The organism is Paenirhodobacter hankyongi, from assembly GCF_003664585.1.
Taxonomy (GTDB): Bacteria; Pseudomonadota; Alphaproteobacteria; order Rhodobacterales; family Rhodobacteraceae; genus Rhodobacter; species Rhodobacter hankyongi.
The window spans coordinates 205,758-229,397 of sequence record NZ_RCHI01000002.1 but is presented as its reverse complement, the minus strand read 5'-3'; the positions used below and the strand labels follow the sequence as shown (position 1 = coordinate 229,397).

General features: G+C 68.1%; 28 protein-coding genes. 16 read left to right on the top strand and 12 right to left on the bottom strand.

Annotation, left to right across the window (positions count from 1 at the left end):
• Positions 1–17 precede the first annotated feature (17 nt).
• From DYS74_RS03100 to DYS74_RS03070, 7 genes are all read left to right on the top strand, one after another.
• Positions 18–1,367, top strand: a complete 1,350-nt coding sequence (locus DYS74_RS03100) for a TldD/PmbA family protein (protein ID WP_121530801.1) — start codon at positions 18–20, stop codon at positions 1,365–1,367.
• Complete coding sequence (locus DYS74_RS03095; RefSeq protein WP_121531002.1) at positions 1,360–2,151, top strand: 3'(2'),5'-bisphosphate nucleotidase CysQ; 792 nt, start codon at positions 1,360–1,362, stop codon at positions 2,149–2,151. Before DYS74_RS03100 ends, DYS74_RS03095 begins: the two co-directional genes overlap by 8 nt.
• A 76-nt stretch (positions 2,152–2,227) precedes the next feature.
• The gene (locus DYS74_RS03090; protein WP_245965178.1) at positions 2,228–2,989 is read left to right on the top strand and encodes a transglycosylase SLT domain-containing protein; all 762 of its coding nucleotides are present in this window, start codon (positions 2,228–2,230) and stop codon (positions 2,987–2,989) included.
• Positions 2,990–2,991: 2 nt separating this feature from the next.
• Positions 2,992–5,076: a flagellar biosynthesis protein FlhA gene (flhA, locus tag DYS74_RS03085; protein WP_121530797.1), complete on the top strand. Its 2,085-nt coding sequence runs from the start codon at positions 2,992–2,994 to the stop codon at positions 5,074–5,076.
• Complete coding sequence (locus tag DYS74_RS03080) at positions 5,073–5,837, top strand: flagellar biosynthetic protein FliR (RefSeq protein ID WP_121530795.1); 765 nt, start codon at positions 5,073–5,075, stop codon at positions 5,835–5,837. Before flhA ends, DYS74_RS03080 begins: the two co-directional genes overlap by 4 nt.
• The gene (locus DYS74_RS03075; protein WP_121530793.1) at positions 5,834–6,913 is read left to right on the top strand and encodes an EscU/YscU/HrcU family type III secretion system export apparatus switch protein; all 1,080 of its coding nucleotides are present in this window, start codon (positions 5,834–5,836) and stop codon (positions 6,911–6,913) included. The genes DYS74_RS03080 and DYS74_RS03075 overlap by 4 nt, the downstream gene beginning before the upstream one ends.
• On the top strand, positions 6,913–7,266 hold the full coding sequence (locus tag DYS74_RS03070) for a hypothetical protein (protein WP_121530791.1): 354 nt from the start codon (positions 6,913–6,915) through the stop codon (positions 7,264–7,266). Before DYS74_RS03075 ends, DYS74_RS03070 begins: the two co-directional genes overlap by 1 nt.
• 2 nt (positions 7,267–7,268) lie before the next feature.
• Here DYS74_RS03070 and DYS74_RS03065 read toward each other — a convergent pair whose 3' ends face one another.
• From DYS74_RS03065 to DYS74_RS03025, 9 genes are read right to left on the bottom strand one after another with little or no spacing between them, the layout of a single operon-like run.
• The gene (locus DYS74_RS03065) at positions 7,269–7,763 is read right to left on the bottom strand and encodes a flagellar basal body-associated FliL family protein (RefSeq protein ID WP_121530789.1); all 495 of its coding nucleotides are present in this window, start codon (positions 7,761–7,763) and stop codon (positions 7,269–7,271) included.
• 9 nt (positions 7,764–7,772) lie between these two features.
• Entirely contained in the window at positions 7,773–8,498 is a 726-nt protein-coding gene (gene flgH, locus DYS74_RS03060; protein ID WP_121530788.1) for a flagellar basal body L-ring protein FlgH, read from the bottom strand.
• Between the two features lie 10 nt (positions 8,499–8,508).
• Positions 8,509–8,934 (bottom strand): flagellar basal body P-ring formation chaperone FlgA, encoded by a 426-nt coding sequence (flgA, locus tag DYS74_RS03055; RefSeq protein ID WP_121530786.1) that lies wholly within the window; start codon positions 8,932–8,934, stop codon positions 8,509–8,511.
• On the bottom strand, positions 8,934–9,719 hold the full coding sequence (gene flgG, locus DYS74_RS03050; RefSeq protein WP_121530784.1) for a flagellar basal-body rod protein FlgG: 786 nt from the start codon (positions 9,717–9,719) through the stop codon (positions 8,934–8,936). The genes flgA and flgG overlap by 1 nt, the downstream gene beginning before the upstream one ends.
• Positions 9,720–9,728: 9 nt before the next feature.
• Positions 9,729–10,445 carry a flagellar hook-basal body complex protein gene (locus DYS74_RS03045; protein WP_121530782.1) on the bottom strand — a complete coding sequence of 239 codons (717 nt, stop codon included), beginning with the start codon at positions 10,443–10,445 and terminating at the stop codon, positions 9,729–9,731.
• Positions 10,446–10,448: 3 nt separating this feature from the next.
• Positions 10,449–10,715 (bottom strand): flagellar biosynthetic protein FliQ, encoded by a 267-nt coding sequence (locus DYS74_RS03040; protein WP_121530780.1) that lies wholly within the window; start codon positions 10,713–10,715, stop codon positions 10,449–10,451.
• A 1-nt stretch (position 10,716) separates the two neighbouring features.
• On the bottom strand, positions 10,717–11,004 hold the full coding sequence (gene fliE, locus DYS74_RS03035) for a flagellar hook-basal body complex protein FliE (RefSeq protein ID WP_121530778.1): 288 nt from the start codon (positions 11,002–11,004) through the stop codon (positions 10,717–10,719).
• Between the two features lie 21 nt (positions 11,005–11,025).
• Positions 11,026–11,418 (bottom strand): flagellar basal body rod protein FlgC, encoded by a 393-nt coding sequence (gene flgC, locus DYS74_RS03030; RefSeq protein ID WP_121530777.1) that lies wholly within the window; start codon positions 11,416–11,418, stop codon positions 11,026–11,028.
• Positions 11,419–11,420: 2 nt separating this feature from the next.
• Positions 11,421–11,807 (bottom strand): FlgB family protein, encoded by a 387-nt coding sequence (locus DYS74_RS03025; protein ID WP_121530775.1) that lies wholly within the window; start codon positions 11,805–11,807, stop codon positions 11,421–11,423.
• A gap of 81 nt (positions 11,808–11,888) precedes the next feature.
• Between DYS74_RS03025 and DYS74_RS03020 the strand changes: the two genes are divergently transcribed.
• The 3 genes from DYS74_RS03020 (at position 11,889) to DYS74_RS03010 (ending at position 15,048) form a co-directional block, all read left to right on the top strand.
• Entirely contained in the window at positions 11,889–13,211 is a 1,323-nt protein-coding gene (locus tag DYS74_RS03020; RefSeq protein WP_121530773.1) for a FliI/YscN family ATPase, read from the top strand.
• An 81-nt stretch (positions 13,212–13,292) separates the two neighbouring features.
• Complete coding sequence (locus DYS74_RS03015) at positions 13,293–14,381, top strand: GSCFA domain-containing protein (RefSeq protein ID WP_121530771.1); 1,089 nt, start codon at positions 13,293–13,295, stop codon at positions 14,379–14,381.
• Positions 14,371–15,048 (top strand): hypothetical protein, encoded by a 678-nt coding sequence (locus DYS74_RS03010; protein ID WP_121530769.1) that lies wholly within the window; start codon positions 14,371–14,373, stop codon positions 15,046–15,048. The genes DYS74_RS03015 and DYS74_RS03010 overlap by 11 nt, the downstream gene beginning before the upstream one ends.
• A gap of 3 nt (positions 15,049–15,051) precedes the next feature.
• Here the strand turns inward: DYS74_RS03010 and rlmH are convergent, their stop codons facing one another.
• Both rlmH and rsfS read right to left on the bottom strand, forming a co-directional pair.
• A complete protein-coding gene (gene rlmH / locus DYS74_RS03005; RefSeq protein ID WP_121530767.1) occupies positions 15,052–15,519 on the bottom strand; it encodes a 23S rRNA (pseudouridine(1915)-N(3))-methyltransferase RlmH in 468 nt (155 codons plus the stop codon).
• 7 nt (positions 15,520–15,526) lie between these two features.
• A complete protein-coding gene (gene rsfS, locus DYS74_RS03000; RefSeq protein WP_121530766.1) occupies positions 15,527–15,889 on the bottom strand; it encodes a ribosome silencing factor in 363 nt (120 codons plus the stop codon).
• Positions 15,890–16,342: 453 nt separating this feature from the next.
• On the opposite strand from rsfS, the gene leuC reads away from it, so the two are divergent.
• The 6 genes from leuC (at position 16,343) to leuB (ending at position 22,186) form a co-directional block, all read left to right on the top strand.
• Positions 16,343–17,749, top strand: a complete 1,407-nt coding sequence (gene leuC / locus DYS74_RS02990) for a 3-isopropylmalate dehydratase large subunit (RefSeq protein WP_121530764.1) — start codon at positions 16,343–16,345, stop codon at positions 17,747–17,749.
• Between the two features lie 50 nt (positions 17,750–17,799).
• Positions 17,800–18,321, top strand: a complete 522-nt coding sequence (locus DYS74_RS02985) for an HdeD family acid-resistance protein (RefSeq protein ID WP_121530762.1) — start codon at positions 17,800–17,802, stop codon at positions 18,319–18,321.
• Position 18,322: 1 nt separating this feature from the next.
• Positions 18,323–18,928, top strand: a complete 606-nt coding sequence (gene leuD / locus DYS74_RS02980; protein WP_121530760.1) for a 3-isopropylmalate dehydratase small subunit — start codon at positions 18,323–18,325, stop codon at positions 18,926–18,928.
• Between the two features lie 267 nt (positions 18,929–19,195).
• Entirely contained in the window at positions 19,196–20,023 is an 828-nt protein-coding gene (locus DYS74_RS02975) for a hypothetical protein (RefSeq protein ID WP_121530758.1), read from the top strand.
• Positions 19,909–21,006: an endonuclease/exonuclease/phosphatase family protein gene (locus DYS74_RS02970; protein ID WP_183077435.1), complete on the top strand. Its 1,098-nt coding sequence runs from the start codon at positions 19,909–19,911 to the stop codon at positions 21,004–21,006. The genes DYS74_RS02975 and DYS74_RS02970 overlap by 115 nt, the downstream gene beginning before the upstream one ends.
• A gap of 73 nt (positions 21,007–21,079) precedes the next feature.
• Complete coding sequence (leuB, locus tag DYS74_RS02965) at positions 21,080–22,186, top strand: 3-isopropylmalate dehydrogenase (RefSeq protein ID WP_121530756.1); 1,107 nt, start codon at positions 21,080–21,082, stop codon at positions 22,184–22,186.
• A 78-nt stretch (positions 22,187–22,264) separates the two neighbouring features.
• Here leuB and DYS74_RS02960 read toward each other — a convergent pair whose 3' ends face one another.
• Positions 22,265–23,440: a nucleotide sugar dehydrogenase gene (locus tag DYS74_RS02960; RefSeq protein ID WP_121530754.1), complete on the bottom strand. Its 1,176-nt coding sequence runs from the start codon at positions 23,438–23,440 to the stop codon at positions 22,265–22,267.
• Positions 23,441–23,640 lie beyond the last annotated feature (200 nt).

Here is a 23,640-nt window from a genome sequence, read left to right as displayed (position 1 = left end):
TGAGTCACGGAGACCCCATGTCCGACACACGCCTGAGCGATCTGACCGAAGCCCTTCTCGACGCGGCGAAAAAGGCGGGTGCGGGGGCGGCCGACGCGATTGCCGTCGATGGCCGGGCGGTGTCGATCGACGTGCGCGAGGGCCGGCTCGAGCAGGCCGAGCGCGCCGAGGGCGTCGAGATCGGGCTGCGCGTGCTGCTTGGCCAGCGCCAGGCCTGCGTCTCGGCCTCGGACATCTCCGCGCGCACCATCGCCGAGATGGCGGAACGTGCGGTGACAATGGCGCGGCTGGCACCCGAAGACCCCTATATCGGCCTTGCCGATCCTGCCCAGCTGGCGCGGGGCTGGGATGTGGCGGCGCTTGAGCTGGCCGATCCCGCGGCGGAACCGGCAGCGGCCGATCTCGAGCACGACGCCCGCACGGCCGAGGCCGCGGCGCTGGCCGTCGCAGGCGTGTCGCAGGTGCAGTCGGCCTCCGCCTCCTATTCCGCGCGGCGGCTGCATTTCGCCGCGACGAACGGCTTTTCCGGCGGCTATGCCCGCACCTCGCGCTCGGTCTCGGCGGTGGCGATCTCGGGCGAGGGGCTGTCGATGGAGCGCGACTGGGCTGCCGAAAGCCGCACCTTCCAGTCGGATCTGCCGGCAGCCGACAGCGTCGGCCGGCAGGCGGGCGAGCGCGCGGTCGAGCGGGCAAATCCGCGCCGGCCGAAGACCGGCGCCTTCCCGGTGCTGTTCGACGAACGCATCTCGGGCAGCCTGATCGGTCACCTTCTGGCCGCGATCAACGGCACGGCGATCGCCCGCGGCGCCTCGTGGCTGCGCGACGCGATGGGAACCCAGGTGCTGCCCGCCGGCATCAGCCTGATCGAGGACCCGCTGCGGCCGCGGATCTCGGGCTCGCGCCCCTTCGATGCCGAGGGGCTGGCCACGGCGCGGCGCGCGATCGTGGCGGATGGCGTGCTGCAGGGCTGGACGCTCGATCTGGCCACGGCGCGCAAGCTCGGTCTTGAAAGCACCGCGAGCGCCTCACGCGGGACGGCCTCGCCGCCGTCGCCGTCGGTCGGCAATGTCGCGCTGACGCAGGGCAACCTCGGCCGCGACGGGCTGATTGCCGAGATGGGGACGGGGCTTCTGGTTACCTCCTTCATCGGCGCGACGATCAACCCGACGACGGGCGATTATTCGCGCGGCGCCTCGGGCTTCTGGGTCGAGAACGGCGAGATTCTGTATCCGGTGAACGAATGCACCATCGCCGGCAACCTGCACGAGATGCTGCGCCGGATCACCCCGGCGAACGACGCGCGCGCGCATCTGAGCCATGTCGTGCCGTCGCTTCTGGTCGAGGGGCTGACGCTTGCCGGTGCCTGAGAACGACGCGGATCTTCAGCTTCTGAGCGAGGCGGCCGAAGAGGCAGGCGCGCTTGCGCTGCGCTACTGGAAGCACCGGCCGAGCGCCTGGGAAAAGGACGGCGGTGCCGGCCCGGTGTCCGAGGCCGACCTGGCGGTCAACGATCTGCTTGAGGCGCGGCTGCGCGCGGCGCGGCCCGGGTATGGCTGGCTGTCCGAGGAAAGCCTCGACGATCCGGCGCGGTTGCAGGCCGAGAAGATCTTCGTCGTCGATCCGATCGACGGCACCCGCGCCTTCCTGAACGAGGAGGGCGGGTTCGCCCATGCGCTGGCGGTGGTCGAGCGCGGCCGGGTGGTGGCGGGGGTGGTGCACCTGCCGGTGCTGAACCTGCACTACAGCGCCACCGCGACCGGTCCGGCGCTGCTGAACGGCGAACCGATCCGGCCGAGCGCCACGGCCGCGGTCGACGGCAGCACGGTGCTGACCTCGAAGCTTTCGGACGATCCCGCGCAGTGGCGCGGCCCGGTGCCCGACTATCGGCGCAGCCTGCGCACCTCGCTGGCCTGGCGGCTGTGCCTCGTGGCCGAGGGGCGGTTCGATGCGACGATCTCGCTGCGCCCGGCCTGGGAATGGGACATCGCCGCCGGCAGCCTGATCGCCGAGCGTGCCGGCGCCGTCGCCAGCGACCGGCTGGGCCGCGCGATCGCCTTCAACTCTCCCAATGCGCAGGCGAACGGGCTCGTTGTGGCACCGCAGGATCTGCACGCCGATTACATCCGCCGGCTGCGCCCCTGGCCGGGCTGAGCGGCACTTACCGGATGTAAAGATTCACCCCCTAGCTTCGGCCTCGGCAAGAACTGCTGAAGCGGGGAGAATCCCATTGCAGACCCTCTGGCGCATCCTCCTGGCCGTGCTGCCCTTTTGCGCTGCGCTGCCGGCCGTCGCCGCGACGCCTGTGGAGCTGTCGGCAAGTTGCGAACGCGCGGCCGAGGATGCCTCGCGCCGCACCGGCGTGCCGGTCTCGGTGCTGAAGGCGATTGCGCTCAATGAAAGCGGGCGCAAGGTCGGCGCGGGCTTCGGCCCCTGGCCCTGGACGGTGAACATGGAAGGCGCCGGACACTGGTTCGACACGCTCGACGAGGCGCGCGCCTATGTCTATCAGGAGTTCAAGCGCGGCGCGCGCAGCTTCGACGTCGGCTGCTTCCAGATCAACTACAAGTGGCACAACGAGAATTTCTCGTCGATCGACGAGATGTTCGACCCGATGTCGAGCGCGGTCTACGCCGCGAAATTCCTCGCCGAGCTTTATGCCGAATCCGGGTCTTGGAACACGGCAGCGGGCGCCTATCACTCGCGCACCAAGGAATTCGCCGATCGCTATGCCGCCCGCTTTGCCACGCTGCGGCAGCGGTTCGCCGCGCAGGACGGGATGCCGCTGCCGCCCGGCGGTTCCTCGGCGCCCGGGGACGGGATCCCCGAGATCCCGGATATCGTGATGGCGATGAACGGGCCCGAGCGGCCGCCGCGGGTGAACACCTATCCGTTGTTGCAGCGCAAGGAGGACGCCGCGCCGCCGCCGCTTGGCGCCGCCGCGGGCGCCAGCCTGTTCGCCGCCGCGCTCACCCGCGCCGGGGTGGAGTGAGAATGCAGCGCCTTCTGCTGACCACCCTGTTCCAGCCGACGATCCTGCTGGCCCTGGCGCTGATGGCGGTGATCGTGATGATGATCCTGCCGGTGCCCTCCTTCGTGCTGGACATCGGCCTCGCCACCTCCTTCGCGCTGGCGATCCTGATCTTCACCGTCACCCTGTTCATCGAGCGGCCGCTCGACTTCTCGGCCTTCCCGACGATCCTGCTGGCCTCGCTGATGCTGCGGCTGTCGCTGAACGTCTCCTCGACCAAGCTGATCATCGGCCAGGGCCACACCGGCACCGGCGCCGCGGGGCACGTGATCCAGGGCTTTGCCAATTTCATCATGGGCGGCTCGGTGCTGATCGGCCTTGTGGTCTTCGGTGTGATCCTGATCGTGAACTTCATCGTCATCACCAAGGGCGCCGGCCGCATGGCCGAGGTGGGCGCGCGCTTCGCCCTTGACGCGATGCCGGGCAAGCAGCTTGCGATCGACAGCGACATGAATGCCGGCGCCATCGACCACGCCGAGGCCCGCGCCCGGCGCGAGCGCGAACAGGCCGAGACCACCTTCTTCGGCTCGCTCGACGGCGCGTCGAAATTCGTCAAGGGCGATGCGGTGGCGGGGCTGATGATCACGCTGCTGAACCTTGTCGTCGGGCTGATCATCGGCACCGTGGTGCATGGCATGCCGATCGGCCATGCGCTGGAAACCTATGCGATCCTGACGGTGGGCGACGGGCTGACCAGCCAGATCCCCGCGGTCATCATCTCGATCGCCTCGGCGATCCTGCTGTCGCGCGGCGGCGCCAAGGGCTCGGCCGACATGGACCTGTTCCGCCAGCTCTCGCGCTATCCGCCGGCGCTTGGCACCGTCGCGGTGCTGATGGCGCTTTTCGCGCTGGTGCCGGGGCTGCCCTTCCTGCCCTTCATGGCCGGGGCATTGATCCTTGGCGGCACTGCCTGGATGGTGCAGCGCGCCGAGCAGAAGCGTGCCCGACGCGAGGCGATGAAGATGCCGCTGCCGGCCGAGCCGAAGCGGCGCTCGATGGGCGATGTGCTCGACGTCGATGACATCCATGTCGAATTCGCGCCCGATCTGGTGACCATGGCGCTTGATCCGGCGACGGGCCTCGATGCGCGGATCACGAACATGCGCAACCATGTCGCGGCAAGCTACGGGCTGATCCTGCCCGAGATCCGGCTGACCGACGACCCGACGCTCGACCCCGGCTGCTACCGCATCCGCATCCAGGGGGTCGAGCAGGCGAAGGACCGGCTGCATCCCGACCGGGTGCTGGCGCTGATCGCCGACAACCGCGACCTGCTGCCCGAGGGTGAGGATGTGCGCGAGCCGGTCTATGGCGCCCCGGCGCGCTGGCTGCCGCGCGCGCAGCAGGAAGAGGCGTCGCTGTCCGGCTCGACTGTGGTCTCGCCGACCGAGGTGCTGGCGACGCATCTGCTCGAGGTCATCAAGCGCAACTTCCCGCGGCTGATGACGCTGCGCGCGCTGCGCCGGTTGCTCGAGGAGATGGGCAACCTGTCCGACCCGGCGCGCGCCGAGTCGAACCGGCGCATCCTCGACGAGCTGATCCCCGACAAGGTGCCGATCGATCTGCTGCTTGCGGTGCTGCGGCTGCTGCTCGAGGAGCGGGTCTCGATCCGCAACCTGCTGCTGATCGTCGAGGCGATCGCCGAGGTGCGCGCGCTGCAATCGCCCGAGGCGATCTGCGAGCATGTGCGTCAGCGTCTCGGCTTCCAGCTGGTGGCCGAGCTGCGGCGCGAGGATGGCACGCTGCCGCTTCTGCAACTGGCGCCCGAGTGGGAGGAGACCTTCGCCGCCTATCAGCTGCCGGGCGATCGCGGCGCGGGCGATGTGGCCCTGCCGCCCGACAAGTTCAACCGTCTGGCCACCAATGTGGCCGAGCGCATCGCGCGGGCGGGCGAGGCCGGGATCTTCCCGGCGCTTGTCACCTCGACCCGGCGGCGGCGGTTCCTGCGCACGGTGCTGGGCGCGAAGGGGATCACCACGCCGGTGCTCAGCTTCGAGGAGATCGGCCTCGATGCACGCCCGGCGATGGTCGGCGTGGTGCCGGCATGACGGCCGAGCTTGCGCAGCTGATGGCGCAGGCGCAGGGCTTTCTGGCCGCGGCCTTCGTCGTCTTCCTGCGTGTCGGTGCGGCGATGGCGCTGATGCCGGCCTTCGGCGAGCAGCTGCTGCCGATGCGGGTGCGGCTGGCGCTGGCCGTCGCTTTCACCCTGATCGTGCTGCCGGCGCTTGGCCCCGGTCTGCCCGTCGCGGGCTTTTCGCCGGTGCTTTTCGCCGAGGTGCTGATCGGCCTGCTTCTGGGGATGATGCTGCGGCTTTTCGTGCTGGCGCTGCAGGTCGCGGGCACGATGATCGCGCAGTCGATCTCGCTGTCGCAGCTCTTCGGCGGCACCGATGGCGAGCCGCAACCCGCGGTCGGCAACCTGCTGATCCTGTCGGGGCTGGCGGTGGCGGTGCATCTTGGCCTGCCGGTCAAGCTCGCGCAGCTTTTGGTGCTGTCCTATGACGCGTTGCCGCCGGGGCGCTTCCCGGACGGGGCGCTGGTGCAGGCCTGGGGGCTGTCGGGCGTGGCGCAGACCTTCACGCTTGCCTTCTCCATCGCCATGCCCTTCGTGCTGGGCGCGCTCGTCTACAACGTCGCGCTTGGCGCCATCAACCGCGCCATGCCGCAGCTGATGGTGGCCTTCGTCGGCGCGCCGGCGCTGACGCTCGGCGGGTTGATCCTGCTGTTCATAGCGCTGCCCTCGGGGCTGATGCTCTGGTACGGCGCCTTCGACGCCTTCATCGCCGACCCGTACGAGGTAAGCCGATGAGCGAGGAGGACGACAGCGAACGCGAATTCGACCCGACGCCGCACAAGCTCGAGGAGGCGCGGCGCAAGGGCGACATCGTGCGCTCGAGCGAGATCACCGTGGCCGCGGCCTATGGCGGCATCCTGCTCGCCTCGCTTGCGCTTGGCGGGCGGGCGCTGATCGCCTTTGGCGATCAGGCGATGGTGCTGCTCGATCAGGCGGACGGGCTGTCGCGGCAGATGCTCGGTGGCGGCAGCGCGGTGGCCGCGGGGGTGGTGGCGCGGCTGCTGGGACCGGCGATGCTGTGGCTTCTGGCGCCGGCAGTCCTCGTGCTGCTCGCCCTGCTCGCGCAGCGGGCGATTGTCGTCGCGCCCGACAAGATCATGCCCAAGCTCAGCCGCATCGACCCGCTGGGCAATGCGCGGCAGAAATTCGGTCGCACGGGGCTTTTCGAATTCCTGAAAAGCTTCGTCAAGCTGGTGGTGATCGCGGTGATCCTGGCGCGGTTCCTGTCGGGCAAGGTGGCGCAGATCATCGCCACGCAGGAGATGGGCGTGCAGATCGCGGTGCGCGAGATGCTGCGGATGCTGCTCGATTTCCTGACGCTTCTGGCGGTGATCGCGGCGGTGATCGCGGCGATCGATTACCTGTGGCAGCGCGCCGAATTCCTGCGCCGCAACCGGATGACCCGCAAGGAGCTGATGGACGAGATGAAGCAGTCCGAGGGCGATCCGCACATCCGTCAGCAGCGCCGGCAGAAGGCGATCGCGATCGCCACGCGGCAGATGATTTCCGAGGTGGCGAAGGCCGATGTCGTGGTGGTGAACCCGACCCATTATGCCGTCGCGCTGCAATGGCAGCGCGGCTCGGGTCGGGCGCCGGTCTGCATCGCCAAGGGCGTCGACGAGATTGCCGCGCGGATCCGCGAGGTGGCGCAGAAATCCGCGGTGCCGATCCATTCCGACCCGCCCACGGCGCGCGCGCTTTATGCGACGATCGACATCGGCGAGGAGATCCGGCCCGAGCAGTATCGGGCCGTCGCCGCCGCGATCCGCTTCGCCGAGAAGATGCGCGCCCGCGCGAAAGGCAGGCGGTGATGCGCGCGAAGGATCTGGCCGGGCTGAACCGCATCGCGCGGATGCGCCGCGAGATCGAGCTGGCCGAGCTGGCCGCCCGCGCGGCCGAGGCGGCGCGGCTGAGTGCGGCGCGCGCCGCGCTGGCCGAGGCGGCGCAGATCGCGCGGCGCGACGGGCAGGGCTCGGTTGCCGCCGCACAGGCGGCCGAGCAGTTCGGCCATTGGGTCGACGGTCAGGATGCGGCGCTGCGGGCCGCACTCGCCGAGGCCGAGGCGCAGAAGGCCGCGCAGCGCGCGGTGGCGGCGCAGGCCGTCGGCCGCCAGCAGGTGCTCGACCAGATCACCGAGCGGCTGCGCAAGGGGCTGCGCCGCTGAACTCAGCGATTGTCCTGACGCGCGATGTCGGAGATCAGCACCGCCTTCACCGTTGGCCCGAGGACCCGGCGCGCGGCCTCGAGCAGCGCCCGGCGCAGGTCCTCCATCTGCCCGGCAGAGGTGAAATCGCCGCGGAAGCCGCCGGCATTGGCATGGTCGAACAGCACCTGCAGCAGCGTGTCGCGCAGCTTCGGCTCGGCGGCATAGACCGCCTCGGTGCCGCCCGTCGCGACCTCGAGGCTGAGCGACAGCACGACCAGCGAGACGATCGCGCCGTCCTCGACGTCAGGCACGATGAACTGGTTGTTCAGCTTGACGAATTCGGAGCTTGCCACGCCGTCCGCCGCGCTCTCGGTGCCTGCGGCCTGTGCTGTGGGGGCTGCCTCGGCGGGGGGCTCGGCCGGGTCTGCTGGGGCCGGGCGCAGGAAATAGCCGGCCGCGGCGCCGGCGCCGATGCCGAGCAGCGCGAGCAGGATGGGGAGGAGCAGCCTGCGCATTCCCGGGCCTCAGAACGGCAACAGCACGTCGGCGACCTGCTGGCCATAGCGCGGCTGCTGCACGTCGGTGATCTGGCCGCGCCCGCCATAGGAGATCCGCGCGCCGGCGATCTTGTCATAGGTGATCTCGTTCTGCCGGCTGATGTCCTCGGGCCGGACGAAGCCCGAGACCAGCAGCTCGCGCACCTCGTAGTTCACCCGCACCTCCTGGCTGCCCTGGATCCGCAGCACCCCGCTTTGCAGCCGGTCGAGCACCGTCGCCGCCACCCGCAGCGTCAGCTTTTCCTTGCGCGCGACCGAGCCGTCGCCCTGATAGGACGAGCTTGAATTCGTCTCGTAGGCGTTCGCCATCGAGGCGCCGTCGGGCATGTGCCGGTCGATGCGCTGCGGGATGCCGCCGAGGTTCGGGATGCCCATCTTGTCCGAGCCCGAGCGGCTGCGGCCGGTGGTGTTCGAGATCTCGGCCTTGTCGTCGATCTCGATCACCACGGTCAGGATGTCGCCGCGCCCCATCGCGCGCCGGTCGCCGAGCAGCGAGCCGCGGGTGCCCGACCACAGCGAGGCCTCCTGCGCGGGGGTCTGCCGGTTCAGCCGGTCGGGCATCGCGGCGCTGTTCATCGCGAAGAATTCGTCGCCATCCTCGACCGGGGTCATGCCGGGCACCTTGCCGACGTTCTCGAGCCTCTGGCAGGCGATAAGCGATCCGGCGAGGAGGATCAGGATCAGCGGACGCATGGCAGCCCTTTCATTGCGACTGGACCTGGGTTGAGCCGTCGGCCGCAATGGTGGCGAGGACGATGGCCTTGGAGGCGGTGTTCATCACGCGGATCGTGTCGCCGACACCGCCCCGCTCGAGGGCGCGGCCCTCGGTGCGGATGTCGAGCGGGCCGCGGTGATAGGCGAGCGGCACGGTCTGGTTGCGCTCGATGATCGCGGGCGGGCCGAGATCGGCGAGCAGGATCGGCCGGCCCGGGTAGATCGCGACCCGGGTCTCGAGCCCGATCGCGTCGCGCGGGTCGGTCAGAGCGCCCGGCACCGTCTGCCCGTCGACCGTCACGTCCGCGGCGGTCAGCACGGTCTGCGCGCGCAGCACGCGCGCCGCGACCAGCGTCTCGGCCGGGGCGGGGGCCGCGGCGAGCAGGGCAAGCACAAGGGGCAGCGCGGTCCGCATCAGCGCAGCTGCGTGGTGGCGCCGAGCATCTCGTCGGCGGCGGTGATGACCTTGGCGTTCAGCTCGTAGCCGCGCTGCGCCTTGATCAGCTCGGTGATCTCGCGCACCGCATCGACCGAACTTTCCTCGAGATAGCCCTGGCGCAGCGTGCCGAGCCCGTTCTGCCCGGGTTCGGAGACCTGCGGCGGGCCCGAGGCCTCGGTCTCGAGGAAGAGGTTCGAGCCGATCGCCTCGAGCCCCTTGTCATTGGTGAAATTCGCCAGCGTGATCTGGCCCAGAAGCTGCGGCTGCACCTGGGTGTTGAAATAGGCATAGACCTCGCCCGCGGCGTTGATCGCAAGCGTGCTGGCATCGTCGGGGATGGTGATGCCGGGGGCCACCGGATAGCCGTCCGAGGTGACGATCTCGCCATCGGGCGAGCGTTTCAGACCGCCGTCGCGGGTATAGCCCGAGGCACCCGAGGGCATCGTCACCTCGAGATAGCCGGCGCCGTCGATGGCGAGGTCGAGATCGCCGCCGGTCTGGGTGAGCGTGCCCTGGGCAAGGTTCACGCTGACCGCCGTCGGGCGCACGCCGAGGCCCAGCTGCACCCCGGCCGGGATCACCGTGCCATCGGTCGAGCTGATCGTGCCGGGGCGCGTCTGCTGCTGGTAGAACAGGTCGGCGAATTCGGCGCGGCGGGCGTTGTACCCCGTCGTCGACATGTTCGCGAGGTTGTTCGAGATCACCTCGACCCGCGTCTGCTGGGCGCTCATCCCGGTGGCGGCTATCTGCAGGGCACGCATTCAGATCTCCTATTTGCCAAGCGTCGAGATGACGCCGCGGATGCGTTCATCCTCGCGGTCAAGGAAGTTCTGGCCCAGCTCGTAGGCGCGCTGAACCTCGATCATCCGCGAGATTTCGGACACGGGATCGACATTCGATCCCTCGACGAAGCCCTGAAGCAGGGTTGCCTTCTCGGCCGGCTCGACGCCCGAGGGGGCCGAGAAGCGGGTGCCGGCGACATGGCGCAGTTCGGTGCGGTCGGCGGGCAGGAACACCCCCACCTGCGCCACCGGCGCGCCGGCGACCGACAGGGTGCCGTCCTGCGCCAGGGCAACCGGGCCCTGGTCGGTCGGCACGAAGATCGGCGCGCCGCCCGCGTCGAGCAGGCGAAAGCCGTCGGGGGTGACCAGCTCGCCCTCGGCCGAGGGGGTGAAGCTGCCGGCGCGGGTCAGCTGATTGCCCTCGGGCGTCTCGATCTGGAAGAAGCCGTCGCCCTCGATCGCGAAGTCGAAGGCGCCGCCGGTCTGGTCGATCGGGCCCTGCGACAGGTCGACGTTGCGGCCATGCGCATAGGCCATCGAGAGCGGTTCGCTCTCGAGCCCGAGATCGGCGACATATTCCGAGAAGATCACCCCCTCGCGCCGGAAGCCGGTGGTCGAGACGTTCGCGATGTTGTTCGCGACGCTCTGCATCTCGCGCATCAGGCCGGACTGGCGGGCAAGGGTGGCGTAGATCGCGTTGTCCATGGCTCAGCTCCCGGCGATCATCGGAATGATCCGCGTGGTGAAGAAATCGACCAGCGTTTCCGACATGAAGGACATCGACACCCAGAACACCACGAGCATCGCCCCCACCTTCGGCACGAAGGTCAGCGTCATCTCCTGCACCGAGGTCAGCGCCTGGAACAGGCCGATGGTGACGCCGGCGATCAGCGCCACGGTCAGCATCGGGGCCGAGATCATCACCGCGATCCACAGCGCCTGGCGCATCGTGTCGAAGAAGACGAGGTCGTTCATCTCACACCGGCATCCGCAGGATTTCCTGATAGGCCTCGACCACCTTGTTGCGCACGGTGACCGCGGTCTCGACGGCAAGCTGGGTCTCGGCCAGGGCCTGCACCAGCGAATGCGGATCGGCCTTGCCGAGCATCGTGGCCTTGGCCGTTTCCTCGCCCGAGCGCAGCGTCGCCTCGAAGCTGTTGGCCAGCGAGCCGAGCGTGGTTTTCGCGGGTGAGCCCGTGTCCGGGGCTGCGGCGGTCCGGGCGCGGGCATAGGCCTGGGCGGCGACGGAGGTATTGAGTTCCATGGGGGGAGGGGCCTTTCCGGATCAGCGGCGCAGCAGGTCGAGCAGCGCCGAGGACATCTGTCGCGTCTGGTCGAACATCTTCAGGTTCGCCTCGTAGCTGCGCTGCGCCTCGCGCGCGTCGGCGATCTCGACCACGAGGTCGACATTCGAGCCCTGGTAATAGCCGGTCTCGTCGGCCAGCGGGTTCGACGGGTCATAGACCTGCTCGAGCTCGGACCGGTCCAGCTCGACCGGGCCGAGGGCGACCGCGCCGGTCGTCTCGCCCATCTCGGCGACCTGTTCGAAGGACGAGATCTTGCGGTGATAGCCGGGGGTGTCGGCATTCGCGATGTTCTCGGACACGTGCCGCAGCCGCTGCGCCTGCGCCTTCATCCCCGAGGCGGAGAGCGAGAAGGCCGAATTGAAATCGTTCATCGTCATTTCCCTCCGAGGCTGGTGCGCAGGATGTCGAGCGAGCTGCGATAGACGGTGAGCGCCAGAGTGTGCGAGCGCTGCACCTCGGCCGATTTCACCATCTCGTCCTCGAGCGAGACGGAATTGCCGCTGGGCGAGGTCGCCTCGGCCGTCGGGTCGGGGGCCATTGCCACGGTGAGGCCGTTCGAGGCGCCAAGGTGGCCTGTCCGCGTTGACCGCATCGGGGTGGCAAGTTCTTCCTGATAGGTCTCGGCAAAGCTCGGCACGTCGAGGGCGCGATAACCGGGAGTGTCGGCATTGGCGACGTTCTGCGCCACGGCATTTTGCCGGAACGCGGCCTGCTGGGCCATCGACTGGGCCATCTGCATCAGCTGGATCTTCTCGAACATCGGGGTTTCTCCTCCGAGCCATCAACACTCGCTTAAGGGCGAATCATTTAAGAAAACCTTTCAGAAACACGGGAGTGCAGGATGGCGTCAGCGGGGCTTGAACGGCTGTGTGCGGAAATCTCGCAGATCGCGGCGCTGCGCCCGGTGGGGCGGGTGCTGGGCGTGGGCGGCGGCACGATCGACGCGGGCGGGCTGTCGGTGCGGGTCTCGCTGGGCGATCGCGCGCAGATCCGCTGCCGCTCGGGGCGCCTTTTCGGCGCCGAGGTGATCGGGCTGCGGCCCGAGGCGGTGACACTGCTGGCCGATTGCGCGCCCGAAGGCGTCGCGATCGGCGATGCGGTCGAGGTGCTGGGTCAGACCGGCATCGCCCCCGATGACAGCTGGATCGGCCGGGTGATCGATCCGTTCGGCCGCCCGCTCGATGGCCGGCCGATCCTGCGCGGCACCACCGAACGGCCGCTGCGCGCCGACCCGCCGCCCGCTGCGCAGCGCCGTCGTCTGGGGGCGCGGCTGGAAACCGGGCAGGCGGTGTTCAACACCTTGCTGCCCCTGGTGCGGGGCCAGCGCATCGGGCTCTTCGCGGGCTCGGGCGTGGGCAAATCCTCGTTGCTGGCGAAATTCGCGCGCGGGGTGGCGGCCGATGTCGTCGTCATCGCGCTGGTGGGCGAGCGCGGCCGCGAGCTGCGCGAATTCGTCGAGAAGGTGCTCGGCCCCGAGGGGATGGCGCGCTCGGTGATCGTCGCCGCCACCTCGGACCAGTCACCGCTGGTGCGCCGCCGCTGTGCCTGGGCGGCGATGGCGGTGGCCGAGCATTTCCGCGACGCGGGCCGGCAGGTGCTGTTCCTCGCCGACAGCGTCACCCGCTTTGCCGAGGCGCATCGCGAGGTGGCGCTCGCTGCGGGCGAACCGCCCAGCCTGCGCGGCTATCCGCCCTCGACCGCGCATCAGATCATGGCGCTGGCCGAACGCTCGGGGCCGGGGCCCGAGGGGGCGGGCGACATCACCGCCGTGTTCTCGGTGCTGGTCGCGGGTTCGGACATGGAGGAGCCGGTGGCCGACATCCTGCGCGGCACGCTCGACGGTCATGTCATTCTCGACCGCACCATTGCCGAACGCGGCCGCTTTCCGGCGGTGGACCTGCTGCGCTCGGTCTCGCGCGCGCTGCCCGATGCGGCGACCCCGGCCGAGAATGCGCTGATCGCCCGGGCGCGGCGGCTGCTGGGCGCCTATGACCGGGCCGAGCTGATGATCCAGGCGGGGCTTTATGCCGCAGGCTCCGACCCGGTGATCGACGCCGCGATCCGGGTCTGGCCGGCGCTCGATGGTTTCATCGCCCGCGACGAGCCCGACGACACCGCCGCAAGTTTCACCACGCTCGCCACGATTCTGGCCGACACGCCCTGAGCCCACAGGATGCCGAGTTGACGCCCCCGGGTGCCGGTCCTAGCATCGGCCCCGATAGTTCAGTGTTTTCGGCAGGGCAGAATGGGCGAGAAATCCGACAACCCTTACCGGCATTTGCCGGCAAAGGCCTTCTGGCGCACGGGCGTCGCCGAGGCGGGTCTTTTCGGCCTGTCGCAGCTCTGGTCCTCGGCCTGGACGCTGCCCGCGGATGCGCAATTCGCCACCTTCGGCTCCTGCTTTGCCCAGCACATCAGCCGCGCGCTGATCAGCCGCAAGATGAATTGGCTGAACGCCGAGCCGGCGCCGGGGCGCACCCCGCCGGAGCTGGCGCAGAAATACAATTACGGCGTGTTCTCGGCGCGTACCGGCAATATCTACACCGCGGCGCAGCTGCTGCTCTGGGCGCGGCTGGCGAGCGGTGCGGCGGGCACGGACAGCATCGAATACTGGACCGACGAGAAGGGCCTCGTGCATGACATGCTGCGCCCGAAGATCGAGCCGCAGGGGTTCGTGTCGCGCAAGGAGGCCGAGGCCTCGGTCGCCTCGACCGCCCGCGCCTTTGCCCGCTGCATCACCGAGGCGGACGTGCTGGTCTTCACCCTCGGCCTGACCGAGGGCTGGATCAACACCGCGACCGGGCAGAGCTATTCGATCTGTCCGGGCACTGGCGTCGGCACCTTCGACGAGGGGGTGCATGCCTTCCACAACTATACCTATCCCGAGATCCTGCGCGATCTCGAGGCGGCGCTGGCGATCATGTGGCAGATGAACCCGGATCTGCACGTGCTGCTGACCGTCTCGCCGGTGCCGCTGGTCGCGACCGCCTCGGGCGATCATGTCCTTGTCGCCACGCAATATTCGAAATCGGTGCTGCGGGCGGTGGCGGGTGACATGGCGCGCAGCCATGCGCAGGTCGACTATTTCCCCTCCTACGAGATCATCGCCGCCCCTTCGTCGCGCGCCACCTTCTTCGAGCCGAACATGCGCGCCATCGCCCATGACGGCGTCGACCTGGTGATGCGGCACTTCTTCGCCGGGCTTGACCTGTCGGCGCCGTCACGGCGCGCGGGCGCGGCCCCCGATGCCGGTCGCGCCGCGGCCGAGGCGCAGATGCAGGCCGAGGAACTGGTCTGCGAGGAAATGCTGCTGGAGACCTTCAATGAGCGATAAGCCCGCGCTGCTGATCCTTGGCGACAGCCACGCCATCGCGCTGAGGCAGGGCGCCGACATGCTTGGCCTGGCGGCGGAAGAGCTGCAATTCTCGGGCGCGGGCTGGCACGACCAGCGCTTCGCACTGGGCGAGAACGGGCTCGAGGTGCGGGGTATTCCGCGGGCCGCCGGCCAGCTGCGCGCGTTGCGCGAGAAGCTGGGGGTCGTGGATGTCTTTGCTTCGGGGATTCCGGTACTGACCACGGTGGGCTTCCACCTTGGCCGGCTGGTGCCGCCCTTCGGCTGGAACGGCCATCAGGTGCAAGAGGAGGATGCCCCCGGGATCACCGAAGGGCTGACCGCCTCGCGCGCCTTCACGCAGGACTATGTGCAGCACTACCGCCGGCGGCATTTCCGGCTGCTGCGCCGCCTTGCCCGGCTGACGCCGCTGATCGTCGTGGTGCCGCCGCGGGTGCATGACCGGCCGAATTACGACAGCTTCCAGAGGATCATCACCGAGGATCTGCGTGGCCTCGGCTTGACGGTCTATGACCCGGCCGACGATCTTGCCGGGGAGGATGGTTTCCTGCCGGAAGACCTGATGGCCGAGGACGGCATTCATGCCACCGCGGAATGCGGGGCGATGATGATCGAGGCGATGCGCGGGCGGGGGCTGCTGCCGGCCTGAGGTTCAGGCGCGGTGATAGGGCGTGCCGGCGAGGATCTGGCCGGCACGATACAGCTGTTCGGCCAGCATCACCCGCACCAGCATGTGCGGCCAGACCATCTTCCCGAAGCTGAGCGACCAGTCGGCCTTGGCGCGCAGGGCGGGGGCGATGCCGTCGGCGCCGCCGATGACGAAGGCCAGATCGCGCCCGGCATCGCGCCAGCCCGCGAGTTTCGCCGCGAACTCGGGCGAGGTGAGCAGATCGCCGCGCTCGTCAAGCGTGACGAGCACCGCGCCGGCCGGGATCGCACGCTTGAGCAGGACCGCCTCCGCCTCCATCCCGAGGTTCTTCTTGTCCTCGACCTCGACGACCGAGGCCGGGCCCAGCCCGTAGGACCGCCCGGCCTTGGAGAACCGTTCGAGATAATCGGAGATCAGGTCGAGCTCGGGCCCCTTGCGCAGCCGGCCGACCGCGCAGACCGTCACCTTCATCGCCGGATCAGACGTGGGCGCCCGAGGGCATCCACATCTTCTCGAGCTGATAGAACTCGCGCACCTCGGGGCGGAACACGTGGACGATGACGTCCTGCGTGTCGATCAGGACCCAGTCGCCCTGGTCCTTGCCCTCGATCTTGCTGTTGCGCCCGAAGTCTTCCTTCAGCCGCTCGACCAGCTTCTCGGCGATGGCGCCGACCTGCCGCGAGCTGCGCCCCGAGCAGATCACCATGTAATCCGCGATCGACGACCGGCCGCGCAGGTCGATCGTGATGATGTCCTCGGCCTTGTCGTCCTCGAGCGAAGAGATCACGCGCGCCAGGATCTGGTCGCTCGTGGGGTCGGCCCCGGCGAGCTTCGTGCTCATGGGTGCCGCCTTTGCGTCCGAGACACCGGACGCGAGTGAGAGATGAGACAGGACATTGTCCTCCGAAGGTTCGCGCGCCGCCTCCGCCCCGGCGCGGGGCATGACAAAAACGTAGCATCGCGCCCCTGAAATCTCAACCGATCGGAGCGCGCAATCCGAGCCGGCTCTGCGATTTGGTGCCGATTGTCAACCCCTGCGGCCCTTGCTGCGCTGCGGCGGGGCGAGATTTTCTTGCCTGGGAGCAGGGGATCGCCTATATCGCCGGGCATGATCACCGTTTTCGACATGGATGACCGCGCCCGGCTGAAAGAGCGCTTCTACGGCGAAAGCCGCTCCATCCTCGCCCGACTTTGATGTCGGCGCGGGGGCGCCTTTTGCGCCCCTGTCGCCCGCGGCCGCGCCCTTTGCCCGACCGCCCGCCCGATCCGTTACAAGCCATCGAAAGAGAGAGCCATGTCCGCTCCGAAGACCCTCTATGACAAGATCTGGGATGCCCACGTCGTTTCCGAAGACGCCGACGGCACCTGCCTGCTCTACATCGACCGCCACCTCGTGCACGAGGTGACCAGCCCGCAGGCCTTCGAGGGGCTGCGTCTGGCCGGCCGCAAGGTGCGCGCGCCGGAAAAGACCATCGCCGTTCCCGACCACAACGTTCCGACCACCCCCGACCGCGAGCAGGGGATCAAGAACGAGGAAAGCCGGATCCAGGTCGAGGCGCTCGACAAGAACGCCAAGGATTTCGGCATCAACTACTACCCGGTCTCCGATATCCGTCAGGGCATCGTGCACATCGTCGGGCCTGAGCAGGGCTGGACGCTGCCGGGGATGACCGTGGTGTGCGGGGACAGCCACACCGCGACGCATGGCGCCTTCGGCGCGCTCGCCCATGGCATCGGCACCTCGGAGGTCGAGCACGTCCTGGCGACGCAGACGCTGATCCAGAAGAAATCGAAGAACATGAAGGTGGAGATCACCGGCAAGCTGCGTCCGGGCGTCACCGCCAAGGACATCACCCTTGCGGTGATCGGCAAGACCGGCACCGCCGGCGGCACCGGCCATGTCATCGAATATTGCGGCGAGGCGATCCGCGATCTGTCGATGGAAGGCCGGATGACGGTGTGCAACATGGCGATCGAAGGTGGCGCGCGCGCCGGCCTGATCGCCCCCGACGAGACCACCTTCGACTACATCAAGGGCCGTCCGCACGCGCCGAAGGGCGCGCAGTTCGAGGCCGCGCTGACCTGGTGGAAGACCCTCTTCACCGATGAGGGCGCGCATTTCGACAAGGTCGTCACGCTGAAGGGCGAAGAGATCGAGCCGGTCGTGACCTGGGGCACCTCGCCCGAGGACGTGCTGCCGATCTCGGGCGTGGTGCCCTCGCCCGAGGACTTCCACGGCGGCAAGGTCGAGGCGGCGAAGCGCTCGCTCGACTACATGGGGCTGACGCCTGGCATGAAGCTGACCGACATCGCCATCGACACCGTCTTCATCGGCTCGTGCACCAACGGCCGGATCGAGGATCTGCGCGCCGCGGCCGAGATCGTGAAGGGCAAGAAGGTCAAGGACGGCATGCGCGCCATGGTCGTGCCGGGCTCGGGCCTCGTGCGGCTGCAGGCGGAAGAGGAAGGCCTGGCGCAGATCTTCATCGACGCGGGCTTTGAATGGCGCCTTGCCGGCTGCTCGATGTGTCTCGCGATGAACCCGGACCAGCTGAGCCCGGGCGAGCGCTGCGCCTCGACCTCGAACCGCAACTTCGAGGGCCGTCAGGGCCGCAACGGCCGCACCCACCTCGTCTCGCCGGCGATGGCCGCGGCGGCGGCGATCACCGGCCACCTGACCGACGTGCGGGAACTGATGTGAACAGCGGACGGATGGGGTAAGCTTTCGGCAAACCTCACAGGAGTGGACCCATGAAAGGCACGACTTCCCTTTTCGTCGCCGGCACGCTCGCCCTTCTGGGCGGGCTGGTCGCGATCCTGTTCCCGCTGCCCGCCTCGCTTGCCGTGGCGGTCTTCGTGGGCTGGTTGTTCCTGTTCAGCGGTGTCTTCGCCCTTTGGGCCGGGTTCTCGGACAAGACAATCCCGGCGCGCGGCTGGCTGATGGGCTTCGGCCTGCTCGATCTCGTCGTCGGCGTCTGGATCCTGGCGAACCCGCTCGCCGGTCTCGTCTCGCTGACGATCGTGGTGGGGGCGCTGTTCCTCGTCTCGGGGATCGGGCGGCTGATCGTCGCCTTCGCCTTCAGCGGCAGCTCGACCTTCTGGGCGATGCTGCTGTCGGGGGTGATCTCCGGCGGGCTGGGCCTGTTCATCCTGTTCACCGTTCCGGACTCGAGCCCGATCCTGCTTGGCACGCTGCTTGCGGTCGAGCTGGTGGTGATCGGCTCCTCTCTCATTGCTCTGGGCCTTGAGCTCAAGAAAATCGGAAAAAACTGAAATGCAGAAGTTCACGAAACTCACGGGGATCGCGGCGCCGATGCCGCTGGTCAACATCGACACCGACATGATCATCCCGAAAGGCTTTCTGAAGACGATCAAGCGCACCGGGCTTGGCGTCCATGCCTTCGACGAGATGCGCTACAACCTCGACGGCACCGAAAAGCCCGACTTCGTGCTGAACAAGCCGCAGTATCGCGCGACCGAGATCCTCGTCGCCGGCGACAACTTCGGCTGCGGCTCCTCGCGCGAGCATGCGCCCTGGGCGCTGGCCGATTTCGGCATCAAGGCGGTCATCTCCACCTCCTTCGCCGACATCTTCTTCAACAACTGCTTCAAGAACGGCATGCTGCCGATCGTTCTGCCGCAAGAGCAGGTCGACATCCTGATGAAGGATGCCGAGAAGGGATCGAACGCGCGCATGACCGTCGATCTCGAGGCGCAGGAGATCACCACCTCGGACGGCGTGGTGATTCCCTTCGAGATCGACCCGTTCAAGAAGCACTGCCTGCTGAACGGCCTCGACGACATCGGGCTGACGCTGGAAAAGGTCGCGGCGATCGACGCATTCGAGGCGCAGGCCGCGCAGTCGCGCCCCTGGGTCTGATCCGGTCTAGTGGCTGCAAGCCCTTGAAACACAAGATGAAGGCCGCCTTTCGAGGCGGCCTTATTTTTGCGCCGGATTTGATGCAATGCGGCACCAGTTCCTTCACCAAATCGCCCGATTGTCGCGCCATTGGTTAACCAGACATTGCCAGCCGAGGCAAAAATGGACAAAATCAAGGCAATATTGAGGCAGTCCGTCACAATTGGCGGGTCCAGACGGCGAAACCCCGGCATTCGATCGGGGGCGCGGAAGGCAAAGGGCAGTATCGTGGTTTCTCGCTATGCAGGCGCATTGCTGCGGGCGTTGCTCGTGGCATTGGTGGTGTCCATCCCGTCGATGACGCTGCATGTCGTCAGCGACGATGCCACGCAGATCGTCGCCCTCGTCTCCTTCTTTGCCGCCGCAATCACCTTCTTCGAATATGCCTCGGTCTATCCCGGCCTGATCGAGTTCCGCGACGCCCCGCCCTACAACCGCATCCGCTTCACCGCCCTTTTCGCCATGGTGACGCTGCTTTCGGTGACGGCGCTTGCGCAGATCGAGCCCTCGACGCTGTCGCAATTCGTCTATGTGCTCGGCGCGATGATGGCGCGCTCGGTCGACATCCCCTACAGCCCGGTGCGGCTTCTGGTGCTGATCCTGCCCGAGGACGCCCCCGCCGCGCGTGTCGAGGCGCTGCGCACCGCCGCCGGCATCGCCTACATGACGGCGCTGATCGCGCTTGGCTATTTCGTGGTGACGATCCGCGCGCTTGGCTGGCCGAAGTCGCAGGGCAGCTTCAACGTCTGGGTGAACCTGCCCACCTTCGAGCCGACGGCGGGCGCCGATGTGGTCGAGCGGCTGCGCCGCGACGCCTGGTTCAACATCTCGCTGGGCTTCCTTCTGCCCTTCCTCGTGCCGGTGGTGATCAAGGCGGTCTCCGTCGCGGTCTCACCGGTCACGCTCGACAGTCCGCTGACGATGATCTGGGTGGTGACGGCATGGGCATTCCTTCCGGCAAGCCTTTTCATGCGCGGTATCGCGGTCGGCCGGATCGCGCAGATGATCGAGGACAAGCGCCGCGAGGCGGGGGCCACCGGTCTGCTGCCGGCCTGATCGCGGCGCTGTGCCTGCTGGCCGCGCCGGCCGCGGCCGAGAGCCTGCGGCTCGCCACCTGGGATGCGGGGCTGAGCCGGCGCGGGCCGGGGCTCTTGCTGGCCGACATCGAGACGGGCGATCCGCAGGTGACGGCGGCGGCGGCGCTGATCGCCGGGGCGCGGCCGGACGTTCTGCTGCTGACAGGCTTTGACTGGGACCACGACGGGCGGGCGCTTGCGGCCTTTTCGGCGGCCCTCGACGCCGCCGGGCTGGTTTTGCCCCATCGCTACGCGCCCCGCCCGAATGCCGGGGTGCAAAGCTGGCTCGACCTTGACGGCAACGGCCGGATGGGCGAGCCGCGCGACGCGCAGGGCTATGGCCGCTTCACCGGGCAGGGCGGCATGGCGCTGCTGTCGCGCCTGCCGCTGCGGACCGAGGCCGCGCGCGACTTCTCGGCTTTTCTCTGGGCCGATCTGCCCGGCAGCCTGATCGACGGCGCCGGGCTGTCGCCTGCGGCGCGGGCGGTGCAGCGGCTGTCCTCGACCGGGCATTGGGATGTGCCGGTCGCGCTGCCCTCGGGGCGGGATCTGCACCTGCTGGCCTTCGCCGCGACGCCGCCGCTCTTCGACGGGCCCGAGGACCGCAACGGCAGGCGCAACCGCGACGAGACGGCCTTCTGGCTGCGCTATCTCGACGGCGCGTTGCCGGTGCCTCCGCCGCTCGCACCCTTCGCGATCTTGGGGGATGCTGATATCGACCAGGTGGCGGGCGAGGGGCGGCGCGATGCGCTGGTGGCGCTGCTCGCTGACCCGCGGTTGCAGGACCCGCGCCCCGAGGGCGCGCAGGGCACGGCCACGGCCCTCTATGGCGCGCCGCTTCGGCTTCACTACATCATGCCCTCGGCCGATCTGCGCGTCACCGGCGCGGGGGTGATCTGGCCGGAGGCGGGCGAGACCGCGCCCCGCCGCGCCCTTGTCTGGGTCGATATTTCCCTGCCCTGAGAGGGGCCGCGCTTGACCCCGGGCGGGGCATTCGCTAGGCCGCTTGCAACCCTTTTTTCTATGGGAGGAAAGCATGTCGAACCCCTCTATCCTGATCCTTGCCGGCGACGGCATCGGCCCCGAAGTCATGGACGAGGTGAAGAAGATCATCACCTGGTACGGCGACAAGCGCGGCCTTGCCTTCGACGTGACCGAGGATCTCGTCGGCGGTGCCGCCTATGACGCGCATGGCGTGCCGCTGACCGACGAGACCATGGCCAAGGCGCAGGAAGTGGACGCGGTCATGCTGGGCGCCGTGGGCGGCCCGAAATACGACGTGCTCGACTTCTCGGTGAAGCCCGAGCGTGGCCTGCTGCGCCTGCGCAAGGAGATGGACCTGTTCGCGAACCTGCGTCCGGCGCAGTGCTTCGACGCGCTCGCCGACTTCAGCTCGCTGAAGAAGGACGTGGTCGCCGGGCTCGACATCATGATCGTGCGCGAGCTGACCTCGGGCGTCTATTTCGGCCAGCCGCGCGGCATCTTCGAGGAGAACGGCGAGCGCGTCGGCCTGAACACGCAGCGCTACACCGAAAGCGAGATCGCCCGCGTTGCCCGCTCGGCCTTCGAGCTGGCCAAGCGCCGCGACAACCGCGTGACCTCGGTCGAGAAGGCGAACGTGATGGAGTCGGGCATCCTGTGGCGCGAGGTCGTCACCGCGATCCGCGACGCCGAATACCCCGAGATCACGCTGAACCACATGTATGCCGACAACTGCGCGATGCAGCTGGTGCGTGCGCCCAAGCAGTTCGACGTGATCCTGACCGATAACCTCTTTGGCGACATCCTGTCCGACTGCGCCGCGATGCTGACCGGCTCGCTCGGCATGCTGCCCTCGGCCTCGCTCGGTGCGCCGATGGCGAACGGCCGGCCGAAGGCGATGTACGAACCCGTGCACGGCTCGGCCCCCGACATCGCCGGCCAGGGCAAGGCGAACCCGATCGCCTGCATCCTCAGCTTCGCGATGGCGCTGCGCTACAGCTTCGACCAGGGCGACGAGGCCACCCGTCTCGAGAAGGCGGTCGAGAAGGTGCTGGCCGATGGCGTGCGCACCGCGGATCTGATGGGCCCCGAGGGCGGCACCCCGGTCTCGACCACCGAGATGGGCGCCAAGATCATCGCCGCGCTGGACGCGAGCCTCTGATCTTCCCGAAATTTCGGATCGTTCTGAAAATACAAAAGGGGTAGCCGATGGGCTGCCCCTTTTTGCTTTCGGGCGACCTCAGTCGGCGCCGAAGAGGTCGCGGGTGAAGACCTTGTCGGCGACGTCGCCGAGTTCGGGCACCATCCGGTTCGCCAGGATCAGATCGGACGAGGCCTTCAGCTCGGCCAGGTCATGCGTCACCCGCGAGCCGAAGAAATCCGCCTCCTTCATCGCCGGTTCATAGACGATGACCTCGACGCCCTTCGCCTTGATCCGCTTCATGATCCCCTGGATCGAGCTTTGCCGGAAATTGTCCGAGCCCGCCTTCATCACCAGCCGGTAGACGCCGACGCGTTTCGGCTTCCTGGCAAGGATCTGATCGGCGATGAAATCCTTGCGGGTGCGGTTCGCATCGACGATCGCGCTGATCAGGTTCTGCGGCACATGGCTGTAATTCGCCAGAAGCTGCTTGGTGTCTTTCGGCAGGCAATAGCCGCCATAGCCGAAGGACGGGTTGTTGTAATGCCGGCCGATGCGCGGATCGAGGCAGACGCCGTCGATGATCTGCCGCGTGTCCATCCCATGCGCCAGCGAATAGCTGTCGAGCTCGTTGAAATAGGCGACGCGGAGCGCAAGGAAGGTATTGGCGAAGAGCTTGATCGCCTCGGCCTCGGCGGAATCGGTGAGCAGCACCGGCACATCGGGGTCGAGCGCGGCTTCCTTCAGCAGACCGGCGAAGGCCGCGGCCCGCTCCGACCGCTCGCCGACGACGATCCGCGAAGGGTGCAGGTTGTCGTAAAGCGCGCGGCCCTCGCGCAGGAATTCGGGGCTGAAGATGATCCGGTCGGTGCCAAGCTCGGCGTTCAGCCGGCGGGTATAGCCCACCGGGATCGTCGACTTGATGACGATGGTTGCCGCGGGCGCGATCGCAAGCGCCTCCTTCACCACCGTCTCAACCGAGGAGGTGTCGAAATAGTTGGTGTGCGGGTCATAGTTCGTCGGCGTCGCGACGATGATGAACTCGGCATCCTCGAAGGCCACGGCGGGGTCGGTGGTCGCGGTCAGGTCGAGCGGCTTTTCGGCGAGATAGGCCTCGAGCTCGGTGTCGATGATCGGGCTCTTGCGATCGTTCAACAGCTTGACCCGCATGGGGTCGACGTCGAGGGCGCGGACGCGGTTGCGCTGCGACAGCAGAACCGCATTGGAAAGGCCGACATAGCCGATGCCGGCAACGGCAATTTTTCTTCCAGACATGTGTTCAATGACCCGTTGTGCAAGATCAGTGTCGGCCGGACAAATGCGGCGTCCCCCAAAGGGCTAGCATCCGGCTGCCGCATTTGGGAGGGGAATTGCGCCGAAAACGGCACCGACTTGCGCCATTTCCGAGGTTTTCTGGCCGGTTTCGTCGCGTCCACTGCGTGGTTCGGTCCGGAACGGGAGGGCGGCGCCGGGCT

What these genes read in the sequence shown, in the direction of transcription:
- DYS74_RS03040 (WP_121530780.1), bottom strand. Translation starts at nt 10,715, where the DNA reads ATGAACGACCTCGTCTTCTTCGACACGATGCGCCAGGCGCTGTGGATC.
- DYS74_RS03065 (WP_121530789.1), bottom strand. Translation starts at nt 7,763, where the DNA reads ATGCGCAGGCTGCTCCTCCCCATCCTGCTCGCGCTGCTCGGCATCGGC.
- DYS74_RS03100 (WP_121530801.1), top strand. Translation starts at nt 18, where the DNA reads ATGTCCGACACACGCCTGAGCGATCTGACCGAAGCCCTTCTCGACGCG.
- DYS74_RS02960 (WP_121530754.1), bottom strand. Translation starts at nt 23,440, where the DNA reads ATGTCTGGAAGAAAAATTGCCGTTGCCGGCATCGGCTATGTCGGCCTT.
- DYS74_RS03010 (WP_121530769.1), top strand. Translation starts at nt 14,371, where the DNA reads ATGAGCGATAAGCCCGCGCTGCTGATCCTTGGCGACAGCCACGCCATC.
- DYS74_RS03070 (WP_121530791.1), top strand. Translation starts at nt 6,913, where the DNA reads ATGCGCGCGAAGGATCTGGCCGGGCTGAACCGCATCGCGCGGATGCGC.
- leuC (WP_121530764.1), top strand. Translation starts at nt 16,343, where the DNA reads ATGTCCGCTCCGAAGACCCTCTATGACAAGATCTGGGATGCCCACGTC.
- DYS74_RS03025 (WP_121530775.1), bottom strand. Translation starts at nt 11,807, where the DNA reads ATGTTCGAGAAGATCCAGCTGATGCAGATGGCCCAGTCGATGGCCCAG.
- leuD (WP_121530760.1), top strand. Translation starts at nt 18,323, where the DNA reads ATGCAGAAGTTCACGAAACTCACGGGGATCGCGGCGCCGATGCCGCTG.
- DYS74_RS03080 (WP_121530795.1), top strand. Translation starts at nt 5,073, where the DNA reads ATGACGGCCGAGCTTGCGCAGCTGATGGCGCAGGCGCAGGGCTTTCTG.
- fliE (WP_121530778.1), bottom strand. Translation starts at nt 11,004, where the DNA reads ATGGAACTCAATACCTCCGTCGCCGCCCAGGCCTATGCCCGCGCCCGG.
- rsfS (WP_121530766.1), bottom strand. Translation starts at nt 15,889, where the DNA reads ATGAGCACGAAGCTCGCCGGGGCCGACCCCACGAGCGACCAGATCCTG.
- DYS74_RS02970 (WP_183077435.1), top strand. Translation starts at nt 19,909, where the DNA reads ATGGGCATTCCTTCCGGCAAGCCTTTTCATGCGCGGTATCGCGGTCGG.
- rlmH (WP_121530767.1), bottom strand. Translation starts at nt 15,519, where the DNA reads ATGAAGGTGACGGTCTGCGCGGTCGGCCGGCTGCGCAAGGGGCCCGAG.
- DYS74_RS03075 (WP_121530793.1), top strand. Translation starts at nt 5,834, where the DNA reads ATGAGCGAGGAGGACGACAGCGAACGCGAATTCGACCCGACGCCGCAC.
- DYS74_RS03045 (WP_121530782.1), bottom strand. Translation starts at nt 10,445, where the DNA reads ATGGACAACGCGATCTACGCCACCCTTGCCCGCCAGTCCGGCCTGATG.
- flgA (WP_121530786.1), bottom strand. Translation starts at nt 8,934, where the DNA reads ATGCGGACCGCGCTGCCCCTTGTGCTTGCCCTGCTCGCCGCGGCCCCC.
- DYS74_RS02985 (WP_121530762.1), top strand. Translation starts at nt 17,800, where the DNA reads ATGAAAGGCACGACTTCCCTTTTCGTCGCCGGCACGCTCGCCCTTCTG.
- DYS74_RS03015 (WP_121530771.1), top strand. Translation starts at nt 13,293, where the DNA reads ATGGGCGAGAAATCCGACAACCCTTACCGGCATTTGCCGGCAAAGGCC.
- flgH (WP_121530788.1), bottom strand. Translation starts at nt 8,498, where the DNA reads ATGCGTCCGCTGATCCTGATCCTCCTCGCCGGATCGCTTATCGCCTGC.
- DYS74_RS03020 (WP_121530773.1), top strand. Translation starts at nt 11,889, where the DNA reads ATGGCGTCAGCGGGGCTTGAACGGCTGTGTGCGGAAATCTCGCAGATC.
- flgG (WP_121530784.1), bottom strand. Translation starts at nt 9,719, where the DNA reads ATGCGTGCCCTGCAGATAGCCGCCACCGGGATGAGCGCCCAGCAGACG.
- flgC (WP_121530777.1), bottom strand. Translation starts at nt 11,418, where the DNA reads ATGAACGATTTCAATTCGGCCTTCTCGCTCTCCGCCTCGGGGATGAAG.
- flhA (WP_121530797.1), top strand. Translation starts at nt 2,992, where the DNA reads ATGCAGCGCCTTCTGCTGACCACCCTGTTCCAGCCGACGATCCTGCTG.
- leuB (WP_121530756.1), top strand. Translation starts at nt 21,080, where the DNA reads ATGTCGAACCCCTCTATCCTGATCCTTGCCGGCGACGGCATCGGCCCC.